17 protein-coding genes are annotated in these 13,257 nt (G+C 67.6%); all 17 read left to right on the plus strand.

Annotated elements, in window-relative coordinates; translation table 11 throughout:
• The first annotated feature begins 11 nt into the window (after positions 1-11).
• The 17 genes from ACXAD2_RS17640 to nifA all read left to right on the plus strand — a co-directional run bounded on the left by ACXAD2_RS17640 (position 12) and on the right by nifA (position 13,125).
• Complete coding sequence (locus tag ACXAD2_RS17640; RefSeq protein WP_224900299.1) at positions 12-224, plus strand: CCE_0567 family metalloprotein; 213 nt, start codon at positions 12-14, stop codon at positions 222-224.
• Entirely contained in the window at positions 221-526 is a 306-nt protein-coding gene (gene fdxB / locus ACXAD2_RS17645) for a ferredoxin III, nif-specific (RefSeq protein ID WP_475172377.1), read from the plus strand. The genes ACXAD2_RS17640 and fdxB overlap by 4 nt, the downstream gene beginning before the upstream one ends.
• Complete coding sequence (locus ACXAD2_RS17650; protein WP_475172379.1) at positions 510-1,061, plus strand: nitrogen fixation protein NifQ; 552 nt, start codon at positions 510-512, stop codon at positions 1,059-1,061. The genes fdxB and ACXAD2_RS17650 overlap by 17 nt, the downstream gene beginning before the upstream one ends.
• The gene (locus ACXAD2_RS17655) at positions 1,048-1,500 is read left to right on the plus strand and encodes a tetratricopeptide repeat protein (RefSeq protein WP_157373879.1); all 453 of its coding nucleotides are present in this window, start codon (positions 1,048-1,050) and stop codon (positions 1,498-1,500) included. Before ACXAD2_RS17650 ends, ACXAD2_RS17655 begins: the two co-directional genes overlap by 14 nt.
• A 183-nt stretch (positions 1,501-1,683) precedes the next feature.
• Positions 1,684-2,004 (plus strand): iron-sulfur cluster assembly accessory protein, encoded by a 321-nt coding sequence (locus ACXAD2_RS17660; RefSeq protein ID WP_066099580.1) that lies wholly within the window; start codon positions 1,684-1,686, stop codon positions 2,002-2,004.
• A gap of 13 nt (positions 2,005-2,017) precedes the next feature.
• Positions 2,018-3,142 (plus strand): Fe-S cluster assembly protein NifU, encoded by a 1,125-nt coding sequence (gene nifU, locus ACXAD2_RS17665; RefSeq protein ID WP_475172383.1) that lies wholly within the window; start codon positions 2,018-2,020, stop codon positions 3,140-3,142.
• Between the two features lie 12 nt (positions 3,143-3,154).
• Positions 3,155-4,357, plus strand: coding sequence for a cysteine desulfurase NifS (nifS, locus tag ACXAD2_RS17670; protein WP_475172385.1), 1,203 nt, complete (start codon positions 3,155-3,157; stop codon positions 4,355-4,357).
• A 10-nt stretch (positions 4,358-4,367) separates the two neighbouring features.
• On the plus strand, positions 4,368-5,540 hold the full coding sequence (nifV, locus tag ACXAD2_RS17675; protein ID WP_475172387.1) for a homocitrate synthase: 1,173 nt from the start codon (positions 4,368-4,370) through the stop codon (positions 5,538-5,540).
• Positions 5,537-6,265, plus strand: a complete 729-nt coding sequence (cysE, locus tag ACXAD2_RS17680; RefSeq protein WP_157373881.1) for a serine O-acetyltransferase — start codon at positions 5,537-5,539, stop codon at positions 6,263-6,265. Before nifV ends, cysE begins: the two co-directional genes overlap by 4 nt.
• A gap of 41 nt (positions 6,266-6,306) precedes the next feature.
• Positions 6,307-6,654: a nitrogenase stabilizing/protective protein NifW gene (nifW, locus tag ACXAD2_RS17685; protein WP_066099588.1), complete on the plus strand. Its 348-nt coding sequence runs from the start codon at positions 6,307-6,309 to the stop codon at positions 6,652-6,654.
• Complete coding sequence (gene modA, locus ACXAD2_RS17690) at positions 6,651-7,394, plus strand: molybdate ABC transporter substrate-binding protein (RefSeq protein ID WP_475172391.1); 744 nt, start codon at positions 6,651-6,653, stop codon at positions 7,392-7,394. The genes nifW and modA overlap by 4 nt, the downstream gene beginning before the upstream one ends.
• Positions 7,391-8,086: a molybdate ABC transporter permease subunit gene (gene modB, locus ACXAD2_RS17695; protein WP_475172393.1), complete on the plus strand. Its 696-nt coding sequence runs from the start codon at positions 7,391-7,393 to the stop codon at positions 8,084-8,086. Before modA ends, modB begins: the two co-directional genes overlap by 4 nt.
• Positions 8,083-8,856: an ATP-binding cassette domain-containing protein gene (locus ACXAD2_RS17700; protein ID WP_475172397.1), complete on the plus strand. Its 774-nt coding sequence runs from the start codon at positions 8,083-8,085 to the stop codon at positions 8,854-8,856. Before modB ends, ACXAD2_RS17700 begins: the two co-directional genes overlap by 4 nt.
• Positions 8,857-8,886: 30 nt before the next feature.
• The gene (locus ACXAD2_RS17705; RefSeq protein WP_475172400.1) at positions 8,887-9,135 is read left to right on the plus strand and encodes a hypothetical protein; all 249 of its coding nucleotides are present in this window, start codon (positions 8,887-8,889) and stop codon (positions 9,133-9,135) included.
• Positions 9,132-9,623 (plus strand): bacterioferritin, encoded by a 492-nt coding sequence (gene bfr / locus ACXAD2_RS17710; RefSeq protein WP_066099600.1) that lies wholly within the window; start codon positions 9,132-9,134, stop codon positions 9,621-9,623. The genes ACXAD2_RS17705 and bfr overlap by 4 nt, the downstream gene beginning before the upstream one ends.
• 162 nt (positions 9,624-9,785) lie before the next feature.
• The gene (gene rpoN, locus ACXAD2_RS17715; RefSeq protein ID WP_475172403.1) at positions 9,786-11,072 is read left to right on the plus strand and encodes an RNA polymerase factor sigma-54; all 1,287 of its coding nucleotides are present in this window, start codon (positions 9,786-9,788) and stop codon (positions 11,070-11,072) included.
• A 349-nt stretch (positions 11,073-11,421) separates the two neighbouring features.
• Positions 11,422-13,125, plus strand: coding sequence for a nif-specific transcriptional activator NifA (nifA, locus tag ACXAD2_RS17720; protein WP_475172405.1), 1,704 nt, complete (start codon positions 11,422-11,424; stop codon positions 13,123-13,125).
• Positions 13,126-13,257: the final 132 nt, after the last annotated feature.

A 13,257-nucleotide genomic window follows, 5' to 3' on the forward strand; every position in this document is an offset into this window, starting at 1 on the left:
GGATCAAAAGGATGACCGTCGAAGATCTGGAAAAACGCGTCAAGAAACTGTCGATGCGCTCGACCGACGCCAAGATGAACCTGCACGATCTGGCCGAGGAACTGCCCACCGACTGGCAGAAGATCCCCGAAGTGGCCGCCGCGACCTATGAGGTGTTCAAGGAACTGACCGAGGCGCGAAAGGAACTCAAGGCTGCCAAGAAAGCGGCGGAGGAAAGCGCATGACACGCACGGCGCTCACCCGGGGCGGCACGGAATATGTGCCCGAGTTTCTCATGGCGATCGACCCCGAGAAATGCATCGGCTGCGGGCGCTGCTACAAGGTCTGCGGCCGCGGTGTGATGACGTTGCACGGGCTGACCGAAGATGGCGATCTCGTGCGGCCGGGCACCGACGAATACGATGATGTCGAGGATGAGATCATCAAATCGGTGATGACCATGGTCGCGCCCGATCTCTGCATCGGCTGCGGGGCCTGCGCGCGGGTCTGCCCGTCGGATTGCCAGAGCCATGCAGCTGTTGACTGATCTTCCCGCGGTGCAGGGCGCGCTTGCCGCGGCCATGCTGTCGCGCTCGGATTTTGCCTGCATCCTCGACCATGCGCTGGCCGAGCGCGAGGCCGGGCAGGGGCCGCTGACCGAGCGGCTTGGCCTTTCGGGGGCCGAGATCGCGCGGCTGCGCGATCGCTGGTCGCCTTCGGCGGTGCTGCCGGACCTGAGCCTGCCTGCGCCGCAATATTCCGCCGACCAGCAGGCGATCGCCACGCTGATCCTCTGGCGCGCGCGGGCCTCGGACGACGAGGCGCGCTGGCTTGCCGCGATCCTCGCCCGGCGCGCCATGGAGCGGCGGCACCTGTGGGAAGACTGCGGCCTGCCCTCGCGCGCGGCGCTGAGCGGGCTTATCGCGCGGCATCTGCCGGGGCTCGCCGCCGCGAACAGCCAGAACATGCGCTGGAAGAAGTTCTTCTATCGGCAGATCTGCTCGGATGCGGCGTTCTCGCTGTGTCTGTCGCCCACCTGCGACGATTGCGAAGAACGGGCGGATTGTTTTGCCCCAGAGTGACAGGCACGACTTGCTGGCCGGGGCCGAGGCACCGCACAGCAACCCCGAGGAGGGGGCCGAGGTGATCGCCGCGGCGCTTGAGGCTGCGCCCGATGACGCGGAAGTGCGGCTCGCGGCCTATCGCTTTTATTACTACACCCATGATTATGCCGCGGCGCGGATGCAGGCGCATGTGCTGCTGGGCCATGTGGCGCGGCGGCTCAACGTCTCGCCCGACTGGCGCGAGGTGCGCGCCACGGACGCCGATTTCACCGCCCATGAGTTCGCGCCGGGGATGTTCCTGCAGGTGCTCGTCGCGATCGGCTATTGCGCCGCCCGCACCGGTCAGAGATCCGAGGCCGAGGACGTGCTTGCCAAGGCTGCCGAGCTTGATCCCACGGATCGTTTCGGCGGGCGGTGGATCCTGGATATCCTCGCGCAGTCGGGGGACGACGCCTAAGCCGCACTGCGCAAGCCCCCTTGGCACTGTCGGCTTTTGTCGCACCTGTCGCAAATCATTCATTGTCGCGACATGGTTTGAAGAATTTCTCATAAAATCAATGGATCACCCGGCGCGCGCAACTTGGCACGCTGCTTGCTTCATCTCTTCCGATGCCACCTCAGCACCGCACAGGAGAGCAAGATGATCGAGATCACCGAACCCGCCCGCAGCGCCATCAAGACCGCCATCGACGGCGCCGGGCAGCCCGTCGCGGGCCTTCGCGTCATGGTTCAGGGCGGCGGCTGCGCCGGGATGAAATACGGCATGGCGCTGGAACTCGAAGCCCAGCCCGACGACGCCATCATCGAAGCTGGCGAGGTCACCGTGCTCGTCGATCCCGAAAGCCAGGCGCATCTGACCGGCACCAAGATCGACTTTGTCACCGGGATCGAAGGCTCGGGCTTCGTTTTCGACAACCCCAACGCCCAGTCGTCCTGCGGCTGCGGCAAATCCTTCTGCTAAGGGAGCGGGCGCGATGTGGGACTACTCGGAAAAGGTCAAGGAATACTTCTTCAACCCGCGCAACGCTGGCGCTTTGCTTGACGCCAACGCGGTGGGGGAAGTGGGCTCGCTGTCCTGCGGTGACGCGCTGAAGCTCATGCTCAAGGTGAACCCCGAAACCGATGTGATCGAAGACGCCAAGTTCCAGACCTTCGGCTGCGGCTCGGCCATCGCCTCGTCCTCGGCGCTCACCGAACTGATCATCGGCAAGACGATCACCGAGGCGCGGCGGCTGACCAATCAGGACATCGCCGATTTCCTCGACGGTCTGCCGCCCGAGAAGATGCATTGCTCGGTCATGGGCCAAGAGGCGCTGCACGCCGCCGTCGCCGCCTATACCGGCGAGGCGCTGGACGAGGATGACCACGAAGAGGGCGCGCTGATCTGCAAGTGCTTTGGCGTTGACGCCGGGATGATCGAGCGCGCGATCCGCACCAACAAGCTGACCTCGCCCGAGATGGTGACTTTCTACACCAAGGCGGGCGGCGGCTGCAGCTCGTGCCGCGAGCCGCTTGAGGAATTGCTGGCCGACACCAATGCCGCGATGGTGGCCGAAGGGGTGATCGCCGCCTCCGAAGCCTTCGTGTTCGGCGCGGCGCCCGCTCCGGCGCCGAAGAAAAAGGCGCAGGGCTTTGTGATCCCCGACCAGCCGCCGACGCCCAAGGCACCGCCGCAGCCCTCGGCACCTATGCAAATCGAACCCGTACAGATTGAACCCGTGCAGACCACTGCGCCGACCCAGATCGCCATGCCCAACGGCGCGGTGATCTCGGCCACGCGCGATGCCGCCGCGAAGCAGATGCCGCGCCCGGTCGCGCCCACGCCCGCCGCCGCAGTGGCCCCCGAAGTTACCTCGGGCCTCAGCCCCGCCAAGGAGGCGATCATCTGCGCCAAGATCATCGAGGAGCTGCGCCCGATCTTCCGCCGCGACGGCGGCGACGTCGAGATGGTGGATATGGAGGGCTCGCTGGTCCTCGTCCATCTCACCGGCGCCTGCTCGGGGTGCCAGCTGGCGTCGCAGACGCTGGGCGGCATCCAGATGAAACTTTCCGAGGCACTTGGCCGCCCCGTGCGCGTCATGCCCGTCGCCAAGACCTGAGGAGGCCGCACGATGGAACCCGTTTACCTCGACAACAACGCCACCACCCGCGTCTTTCCCGAGACCGTTGCGAAGATGCTGCCCTTTTTCTCCGAGCAGTTCGGCAACGCCTCGTCGATCCATGCCTTCGGCTCGGAGGTCGGCGGCGCGCTGCGCAAGGCGCGCAAGTCGCTGCAGGCCCTGATCGGGGCGGAGTTCGATCACGAGATCATCTTCACCTCGGGCGGCACCGAATCCAACAACACCGCGATCCGCTCGGCGCTGCAGGTGATGCCGGGGCGCAACGAGGTGATCACCTCGACCGTCGAGCATCCGGCGATCCTGTCGCTCTGCGACTGGCTGGAAAAGCACGAAGGCGTCGTGGTGCACCGCATCCCCGTGGACAAGCTCGGCCGTCTCGAGATCGACGCCTACCGTGAGGCGCTGTCGGAGAAGACCGCCATCGTCAGCTTGATGTGGGCCAACAATGAGACCGGCACGATTTTCCCCGTCGATGGTCTGGCGGAACTGGCGCATGAAGTCGGCGCGCTGTTTCACACCGATGCGGTGCAGGCGGTTGGCAAGGTGCCGATCGACCTCAAGAGCACCGAGATCGACATGCTCTCGCTCTCGTCGCACAAGTTCCACGGGCCGAAAGGGCTGGGCGCGCTCTACCTGCGCAAGGGCACGCGGTTCCGTCCGCTGCTGCGCGGCGGGCATCAGGAACGCGGGCGCCGCGCCGGAACCGAGAATGCCCCGGCGATCATCGGGCTTGGCCATGCGGCAGAGATGACCCTGCAGACCATGGCCGAGGATGGCGCGCGCATGGCGGCGCTGCGGAACAAGCTCGAGAGCGGGCTGATCAAGAGCATCGGCCATTGCTTCGTCACCGGCGATCCGCACGACCGGCTGCCCAACACCGCCACCGTGGCGTTTGAGTATATCGAGGGCGAGGCGATCCTGCTCAAGCTCAACGCCGCCGGGATTGCCGCCTCGTCGGGGTCGGCCTGCACCTCCGGCTCGCTGGAGCCGAGCCATGTGCTGCGGGCGATGGACATCCCCTTTACCGCCGCGCATGGCGCGATCCGCTTCTCGCTCAGCCGCGAGACCACCGAGGCCGAGATCGACCATGTGCTGAAGGTGATGCCCGAGATCATCGCCGGGCTGCGCACCATGTCGCCCTTCTGGTCCGAAGCGGGCGCCAAGCCCGACGGTTTCAACCCCGAATACGCCTGAGGTGCCTGCCATGTCCTTCCTCTCCTCTCAGCCACAGGTCGCGATCTGCGACACCACCCTGCGCGATGGCGAGCAGACCGCCGGCGTCGCCTTCACCCTGACCGAGAAACGCGCCATCGCCCGGGCGCTCGACCGCGCAGGGGTCGCCGAGATCGAGCTGGGCATCCCGGCGATGGGCTGGGACGAGGTGGCCGACATGCGGGTGCTGGCGGCGGAGCTGACCCGCGCCGAGCCGGTGGCCTGGTGCCGCCTGCGGATGAGCGATCTGGACATGGCGATGAAGACCGGGGTGCGGCGGGTGCATTTCGCCGTCCCCACATCGAAGATGCAGCTTGATGGCAAGCTGGGCCGCAGCCCGGACTGGCTGCTGGCCGAGACCGCCGCGCTGGTGTTCTGCGCCGTGGATCGCGGGCATGTGGTCTCGGTCGGGGCCGAAGACGCCAGCCGCACCGATCCCGAGTTCCTCGTGCGGCTGGCCGAGGTGGCGGCGGCGGCAGGGGCGGTGCGCTTCCGTATCGCCGACACGCTTGGGCTGCTTGATCCGATGGGCGCCTACCGGCTGGTGGCGGCGCTGGCCGAGCGCATCACGCTGCCCATCGAGATGCACGCGCACAATGATTTCGGCATGGCCACCGCCAACACGATGATGGCCTATCACGCGGGCGCGCCGTTCCTGTCGGTCACCGTGAACGGCCTTGGCGAGCGGGCGGGCAACGCTGCGCTGGAAGAGGTCGGCGCGGCGCTGGAGGCGAACGGCATCGCCACCGGCATCGACCTGACCGCGCTGCCCGCGCTTTCGGCGGTGGTGGCGCGCGCCTCGGGGCGGGCGCTGCCGGTGGCCAAGCCGATCACCGGCGATCTGGTCTTTGCGCATGAGGCGGGGATCCATGTGGACGCTATCCTCAAGAGCCCCGACACCTACGAGGACCCGCGCTGCGCGCCCTCGCGCTTTGGCCGCGAGCGGCAGCTCGTAATCGGCAAGCACTCGGGTCTGGCGGGGCTGCGCGCGGCGTTGAGCGCGGCGGGCTTGCCTGCCACCGACGGTATCGCGCTGGCGCTGAAACCGCATCTGCGCGCCCACGCGCAGCGGTTCAAACGGCCCGCCACGCCCGAGGATCTGCGCCGCATGGTGGCGCGCGTCTCGGGGCTGGCGCTGGTGCCGGATGCGGGGCAGGCGTCATGAGCCTGCGCCGCCTCATAAGCGCCGATTTCGCCGCCATCCGGCAGCGCGATCCGGCAGCGCGCGGCAAGCTGGAAACCGCGCTGACCTATCCGGGCCTGCACGCCACGGTGGCGCATCGGCTGGCGCATGGGCTGTGGCGGCGCGGCTGGCGCTTCTGGGCGCGGCTGCTGTCCTACGCGGCGCGCGCCGTCACCGGCATCGACATCCATCCCGGCGCGCAGATCGGGCCGGGGTTCTTCATCGACCATGGCGCGGGCGTGGTGATTGGCGAGACCGCTGAAGTGGGCCGCGACGTGACGCTTTATCATGGGGTGACGCTGGGCGGCGTGTCGTGGTCGCCGGGCAAGCGCCATCCGACGCTTGGCGACGGGGTGATGGTGGGTGCGGGGGCCAAGATCCTCGGGCCGATCACCGTCGCCGCCGGGGCCCGTGTCGGGGCCAATTCGGTGGTCGTCGAAGCGGTGCCGCCGGGCGCGACGGTGGTCGGCATTCCCGCGCGCATCGTGCGCAGCGCGCCGCGTCCCAGCGCCGATCCCTATCGCGTCGATCTCAATCATCACCTGATCCCCGATCCCGTGGGGCGCTCGCTGGCCGGGCTCGCGGACCGCGTCGCCTTTCTCGAGGCACGGCTCGCCGCGCGCGACCGCGATCTGCAGCACCATGAGGCGCGCTGCCACGCCCCGGATGGGCGCCTGCAAGATGTGCCCACCGAGAGGCCGAACTGATTTCACCCAACCAAGCCACGCAAGCAACAAGGAGAGAGACCATGCCCAAGGATTTCGAAGAGACCGGCGTTCTGGACCACATCGGCAAACTGTCCTCGGCGGAGGATATCTTTACCTATCTGCTGCTGCCCTTCGAGCAGGAGGTGGTCAACGTCTCGCGGCTGCACATCATGAAGCGCTTTGGCGGCTATCTGCGCGACGCGAGCTTTGACGGGCTGACCGAGGAAGAGGTGTTCCTGCAGGCGCGCGGGCTGCTCAAGCAGGCCTATGCCGACTTCCTCGAAAGCACGCCGCTGAAGGAAAAGGTCTTTAAGGTATTCCGCGACGAAGAGGCAAAGATGAAGGCGCGCTTCGTCGGTCTCGACACGCTCAAGCTGGGCGCGCAATGATCCGCCCGGCGCGCCTCCTTGCGGTGCTGGCCGTCTGCGTTCCGGCGCTGGCGGCGGCTGATCCCATGGTGCTGGCTGCGGCCTCGACCAGCCGCGCGCTGGATGCGGCGCTGCAGGAAAGCGGCATCGCGGCGGTCACCAGCTACGGCGCCTCGGGGATGCTGGCGCGGCAGATCGAGCAGGGCGCGCCGGCGGATATCTTCGTCTCCGCCAACCCCAAGTGGATGGCCTATCTCATCGAGCGCGGGCTGGTGGCCGAGGCGGAGGTCTCGGTGCTGATGTCCAACCGGCTGGTGCTGATCGCGCCCGCCGGGGCAGCCGCGCTTGTGCCCGAGGAGATCGGCGCGCGGCTTGCCGGTGAGAATTTCGTCATGGCCGATCCCGAGACCGCCCCGGTGGGCAGCTACGGCAAGGCCGCGCTCGAGACGCTGAAGGTCTGGGAGAGGATCGCTCCGGCCTTCGTGCCGACGCGCAACACGCTCGCCACCGTCGCGGCGGTGGCCTCGGGCGATGCGGCGCTGGGGCTGGTCTATGCCTCGGACGCCGCCGGTCAGCCGGGGGTGCAGGTGGTCTGGGACATCCCCGAAGACAGCCATCCGCCCATTCGCTACCTCGTGGCGCCGCTGGCGCAGGGCGAGGACGCAGAAGGCGGCGCGGCGCTCTGCAGCTACCTTGGCAGTGCCGAGGCGGCGGGGGTGCTGGCCGAACATGGCTTCATCGCATTGGAGGGCGGCACATGATGCTCGAGCCCGCAGAACAGGCGGCACTGCTGCTGTCGCTCTCGGCCTCGGCACGCGCGGTGCTGTGGTCGCTGCCGCTGGCGGTGGGCCTTGGCTGGCTGCTGGGCACCCGGCGCTTTCCCGGCCATGCTGCGCTGAACGCGCTGGTGCATCTGCCGCTGGTGCTGCCGCCGGTGGTGCTGGGCTATCTGCTGCTGCTGGCGCTGGGGCGTCGCGGCCTAATTGGCGCGCCGCTGGAGCAATGGTTCGGCCTCCGCATCGCCTTTTCCGAAAGCGCCGTGGTGATCGCCTGCGCCGTGGTGGGCTTTCCGCTGATGGTGCGCGCCATCCGCCAGTCCGCCGAGGCGCTCGACCCGCGCTTTGCCCGCGCGGCGCGCTCGCTGGGCGCGTCGGAGGTGAAGATCTTCGCCACCGTCACCCTGCCGCTGATGGCGCCGGGGATCCTGACCGGGCTGACGCTGGCCTTTGCCCGCGCGGTCGGCGAGTTCGGCGCGACCATCACCCTTGCGGGCAATATTCCGGGCCGCACCCAGACCCTGCCGCTGGCGCTGTTCACCGTTACCCAAAGCCCCGGCGGAGAGGCCGCGGCGACCCGGCTCTGCCTGCTGTCGCTGGCACTTGCGGGGGCGGCGCTGCTGGCATCCGAGGCGGTATCGCGGCGGCTCACATGGCAACAGGAGGCACGGGCATGATCATGGGGTCCTCGCATCGCAGGCGGCGGCACGCGCGTCCGGGGCTGATCGAAATTAGCCTCAAACACCGGCAGGGCGACTTTCTGCTCGACGTTGATCTGCTGCTCGAAGCGCGCGGCGTGACCGGGCTGATCGGGCGCTCGGGGGCGGGCAAATCGACGCTGTTTTCCTGTCTCGCCGGGCACATCAGGCCCTCGGGCGGCTATATCAGCCTCAACGGTCGCAGCCTTTTCGATGCGGCAACGGGCCTGTCGGTCGCGCCCGCGCGGCGCGGCATTGGCGTGGTGTTTCAGGACGGCGTGCTGTTCCCGCATATGAGCGTCGGCAAGAACCTTGCCTATGGCGCCAGCAACGTCGGCACGGGTTTTTGGGATGAGGTGATCGACGCGCTGGAGCTTCGCCCGCTGCTGCGCGCCCGGCCCGGTCGGCTGTCGGGCGGAGAGCGGCAGCGCGCAGCGATCGCGCGGGCGTTGATGGCCGAGCCGGAATTGCTGCTCCTCGACGAGCCGGTCTCGGCGCTCGACCCGGCGCTGAAGGCGCGCACGCTCGATCTGATCGCCGAGGTGCAGGCGCGCACGCAGGTGCCGATGATCTTCATCAGCCACGCCCCGCAAGAGGTCCGCCGCCTGTGCAGCAAGGTCATCACGCTTTGCGATGGGCGGGCCGAGGTCGCGCCGGTGCCGGTGGCGGGCACGGTGCATGATCTGGTGCCGCTGCGGCTGGCATCGGTGGGGGCTGGGGGGCGCGCGGGTCTGGCGACCGGCGGCTGAGGGCAAAGCGCAGCGCCGAGGGGGGCGACGATGATCCTATGTTCCTGCACCTGCCTCGATCAACGCGCGGTGCAGGCGGTCGTGCGCGAGATGCTCCACGAGGACCCGTGGACGGTGATCACCCCGGGCCGGGTCTTTCACCGCGCCGGCCGGCGCATGGAATGCGGGCGCTGCTGCCGGCTCGTCAACACCGAGGCGCAGCGCTTCCGCCACAAGCTGGGCTACGGCTCGGATGAAACCACAGAGACGAAAACCGCAATCAGGGAAGGTAGACTATGAAGGGCAATGCAAAGGTCATCGATTATCTCAACAAGGCGCTGCGCTCCGAGTTGACGGCGGTCAACCAGTATTGGCTGCATTACCGGCTGCAGGCCGATTGGGGGCTGCAGAAGATGGCCGCCAAGTCGCGCGAGGAAAGCATCGAAGAGATGGGCCATGCGGACAAGCTGATCGACCGGATCATCTTTCTTGAAGGTCATCCGAACCTGCAGGTGCTCGATCCGCTGCGCATCGGCGAGACCCCGAAGGAGACGCTAGAGGCCGATCTCGAAGCAGAATACGGCGCACGCGCGCTCTATAAGGAAGCCCGCGAGCTCTGCGAGGCCGAGGGCGATTACGTCAGCAAGAACCTCTTCGAAGAGCTGATGACCGACGAGGAGGGGCATATCGACTACCTCGAAACCCAGCTCGAGCTGCTGGGCAGCATTGGCGATGCGAATTACGCGCAGCTCAATGCCGAGCCGTCGAACAGCGTGCCGGAGGAATGAGCGGGCGTGCCCCATCTGGCGTGGTGGGCGGTGCCGCATACGGCACCGCAGATATCACTCGGGCCCGCCATCGCCGCAGATTTGCGCAGGCGGGCGTTGCGACGCCGCGGCAGATGGGGCGCAGCGCAACCGTAGCGGCGGCAGCGTGATAGGAATCTAGCCATGGAACTGGTCCAGACGCTTTCGACACGGCAGACCATGCAGATGGGGGGGCAGATGCTGCACTCCCTGTCGATCCTCGGCATGGCGTCCGAGGATCTCTCGGAGCATCTGGCCGAGCGCGCCGAGACCAACCCCTATGTCTCCTATCGTCCGCCCGCCGCCTTTGTCGCGCGCGGCGGCGATGATTTCGACGCGGTGGCGGCGCTGGCGGCGGATCGGCCAAGCCTGATGTCGCATGTGGTGGGGCAGATCGAACTGGCCTTCCCGGCGCCGCAGGACCGGATGATCGCGCTGCGTTTTGCCGAGGCGCTGGAGCCCACGGGCTGGCTTGGCCAGCCGGTCGAGGCCGTGGCGCTGCAGGCCGGGGTGCCCAGCCTCCGCGCCGAGCAGGTGCTGCGCGCGCTGCAGGGGATCGAGCCTGCGGGGCTGTTTGCCCGCAACCTTGCCGAATGCCTGCTGATCCAGGCGCGCGAGGCGGACCTGCTGACATGGGAGGTCGAGACGCTGCTGGCCAATCTCGATCTGGTCGGCGAGGGGCGCATCGCCGAGCTTGCGGTGCTGTGCGACTGCGAGCCCGCGGATGTGCCCGACATCCTGTCACAGCTCAAGGGGCTCGACCCCAAGCCGGGGCTGGCCTTCGATCACGTGGCGGTGCCGGTCTTCCCGCCCGATATCCTGGCCACCCGCAGCGAAGACGGCTGGACGGTCGAGCTCAACCGCGCCACCACGCCAAAGATCACCGTTCAGGAAGAGCGCGGGGTCGAGGGCGATACCGCCGAGGCTCGCCGCGCCAACCGCAAGGCGCTGTCGGAGGCGCGCGCGCTGGCGCTGGCGCTGGAACGGCGCGGCGACACATTGCTGCGCACCGCCGCCGTGCTGGTCGCCAAACAGGCCGCCTTTCTTGATCGCGGCGCGGCAGAGGATCTGGTGCCGCTCACCCTCGAAGACGTGGCTGGAGAGCTTGGGCTTCACGCCTCGACGGTCTCGCGCGCCATCTCGGGGCGGATGATCCAGACCCCGACACATGCGCTGCCGCTGAAGGCGTTCTTCTCGCGCGCTGTCTCGTCCATGGCGGGGGCGCCCGCCGTCTCGCGCGACAGCGCGCTTTGCTTTGTCGAAACCACCGTGCGCAATGAGGACAAGACGCAGCCGCTCTCGGATGATGCGATTGTCGAGCTTGCCGAGCGGGCAGGTCTGCGCATCGCCCGGCGCACCGTGGCCAAATATCGCTCCATGCTGGGACTCGCCTCGTCTTACCAGAGGCGGCGTGCGGCAGTTGCCGAGTAGTGGCGGCCGAGTCCGGGTGCAGTGATTCTGTCGGGTATCCGCGAGATGTGACCTATTGATGACCCGAACCGCTTTGATCTGCGTTTTTCTGGCGGAAACGGCGCGCGGCTGCTGCAAGCTTGGGCATCGGGCGGGCCGCAGCGTGGCTGAGAGGTATCCTGTGGCCGCTGCCGCGCGAAAGCCCCCCGGAGTTTGCCTTCAGTTGATAGAGTGCTCGAACGGACGCCGGGGAGAGGAGCCCCGATACGCGCCCGTTGAAGAGAGACATCTGGGAGGACGTCACTTCAGGAGAGGGCTCGACATGATCTCTACGACCACGCACGACCCAAGAAATTCCGAGGCGACACACATGCCTGCAGGCCGTGGCGCGGCCGAGCGGCACGCGCTCGATGCGGTCTTCGAGATCGCCAAGTCTTTTGCAACGGCACCCGATCCGATCGACGTGGTGCCGGATATTTTAAATGTTCTTTCATCGTTTCTCGACCTGCGACACGGGGTTCTGGCCTTGCTGGCAGAGCCCGGCAGCGCGCCGCCCCCCGGCACGGTGAACCCCTATCATATCGCCGCCACCGCCTTTGTGCATGACGACAGCATGCCGATCGCAGAGGTGATCCCGGACAAGGTGGTGCAGATGGTGTTCCGCTCGGGGGTGACGCTGGTCTCTTTCGATCTGGCCGATGAATACGGGCCGGACGCGGTGCCCACGCGGCTGCGCGACTGTGGTCAGACCTTGGTGGCCGTGCCGCTGCGCGACCCCGAGCGCAGCCAGTTCGTGCTGGGGGTGCTCTGTGCCTTCCGCAGCCATGACAGCGACCTCACCGGCGCCTCGGATCTGGATGTGCGGGTGATGACGATGGTGGCCGCGCTGCTCGAACAGGCGCTGCGCTTCCGCCGCCGCATCGCCCGCGACCGCGAGCGCGCGCTGACCGACACGCGGCGCATGCTGCAAAGCGTCACCGACGGCCGGACCCGGCAGCGCCCGCCGGTCAATATCGACGGCATCGTCGGCGACAGCCCGGCCATTGCCGATGTGATCGCGCAGGTGAAACGGGTGGCCGGAACCCGTGCCCCGGTGCTGCTGCGCGGCGAAAGCGGCACCGGCAAAGAGCTTTTCGCCCGCGCCGTGCACACCGCCTCGGATCGGGCGCGCGGGCCGTTCGTGCGGGTGAACTGCGCGGCGCTGTCGGAAACGCTGCTGGAGTCGGAGCTTTTCGGCCATGAGAAGGGCGCGTTCACCAGCGCCGGGGCGCTGAAGAAAGGACGGTTCGAACTGGCCGACAAGGGCACGCTGTTCCTTGACGAGATCGGAGAGATCTCGCCCGCGTTCCAGACCAAGCTTCTGCGGGTTCTGCAGGAGGGTGAGTTCGAACGGGTCGGCGGCACCAAGACGATCAAGGTCGACACGCGCATCGTCGCCGCCACCAACAAGGATCTCGAGCGCAGCGTCGCCGAGGGCAGTTTCCGCGCCGATCTATATTTCCGCATCTGCGTCGTGCCCATCGTGCTGCCGCCCCTGCGCGACCGCAAAAGCGACATCCGCCCGCTGGCGCAGTTGTTCCTCGATCGGTTCAACCAGATGAACGGCACTAGCGTGGTGTTCGCGCCCGATGCCTTCGAGACGATCTGCAAATGCAGCTTCCCCGGCAACGTGCGCGAGCTGGAGAACTGCGTGAACCGGGCTGCGGCGCTGTCGGATGGTGTGGTGGTGCTCGGGCAGGAACTGGCCTGCCAGCAGGGCACTTGCCTGTCGTCGGAACTGTCGCGGCTACAGGAAGGCGCGGCCTCGCCGATTGGCGGGCTTGGTGTGGGGCGGGTGGTGACGCCCACCGTGCGGCGCACACCGCCGCCGCCCGCGCCGCCCGTGGCCAGCAGCCCCGACGACACCCTCGGGTATCCGCGCCGCAAGACCGCCAACACCGCCCGCGAGGATCTGATCGCGGCGATGGAAGAGGCGGGCTGGGTGCAGGCCAAGGCCGCGCGGCTTTTGGGTATGACACCGCGGCAGGTGGCTTACGCGCTGCAAAAACACGGCATCGAGGTGCGCAAGATCTGATCCCTCCCAAGCGCGCCTATGGCGGCCCGGTCCGAAATGGATCGGGCCGTTTGCGTTTGCCAATCCCTGTCCGCTAATCCCAGTTTAGCCACGCGCGTTTGTAGGGCCACGGCGCTTGGGATGTTGCAGGCT

This window comes from Salipiger sp. ABN3_019 (genome assembly GCF_056158605.1).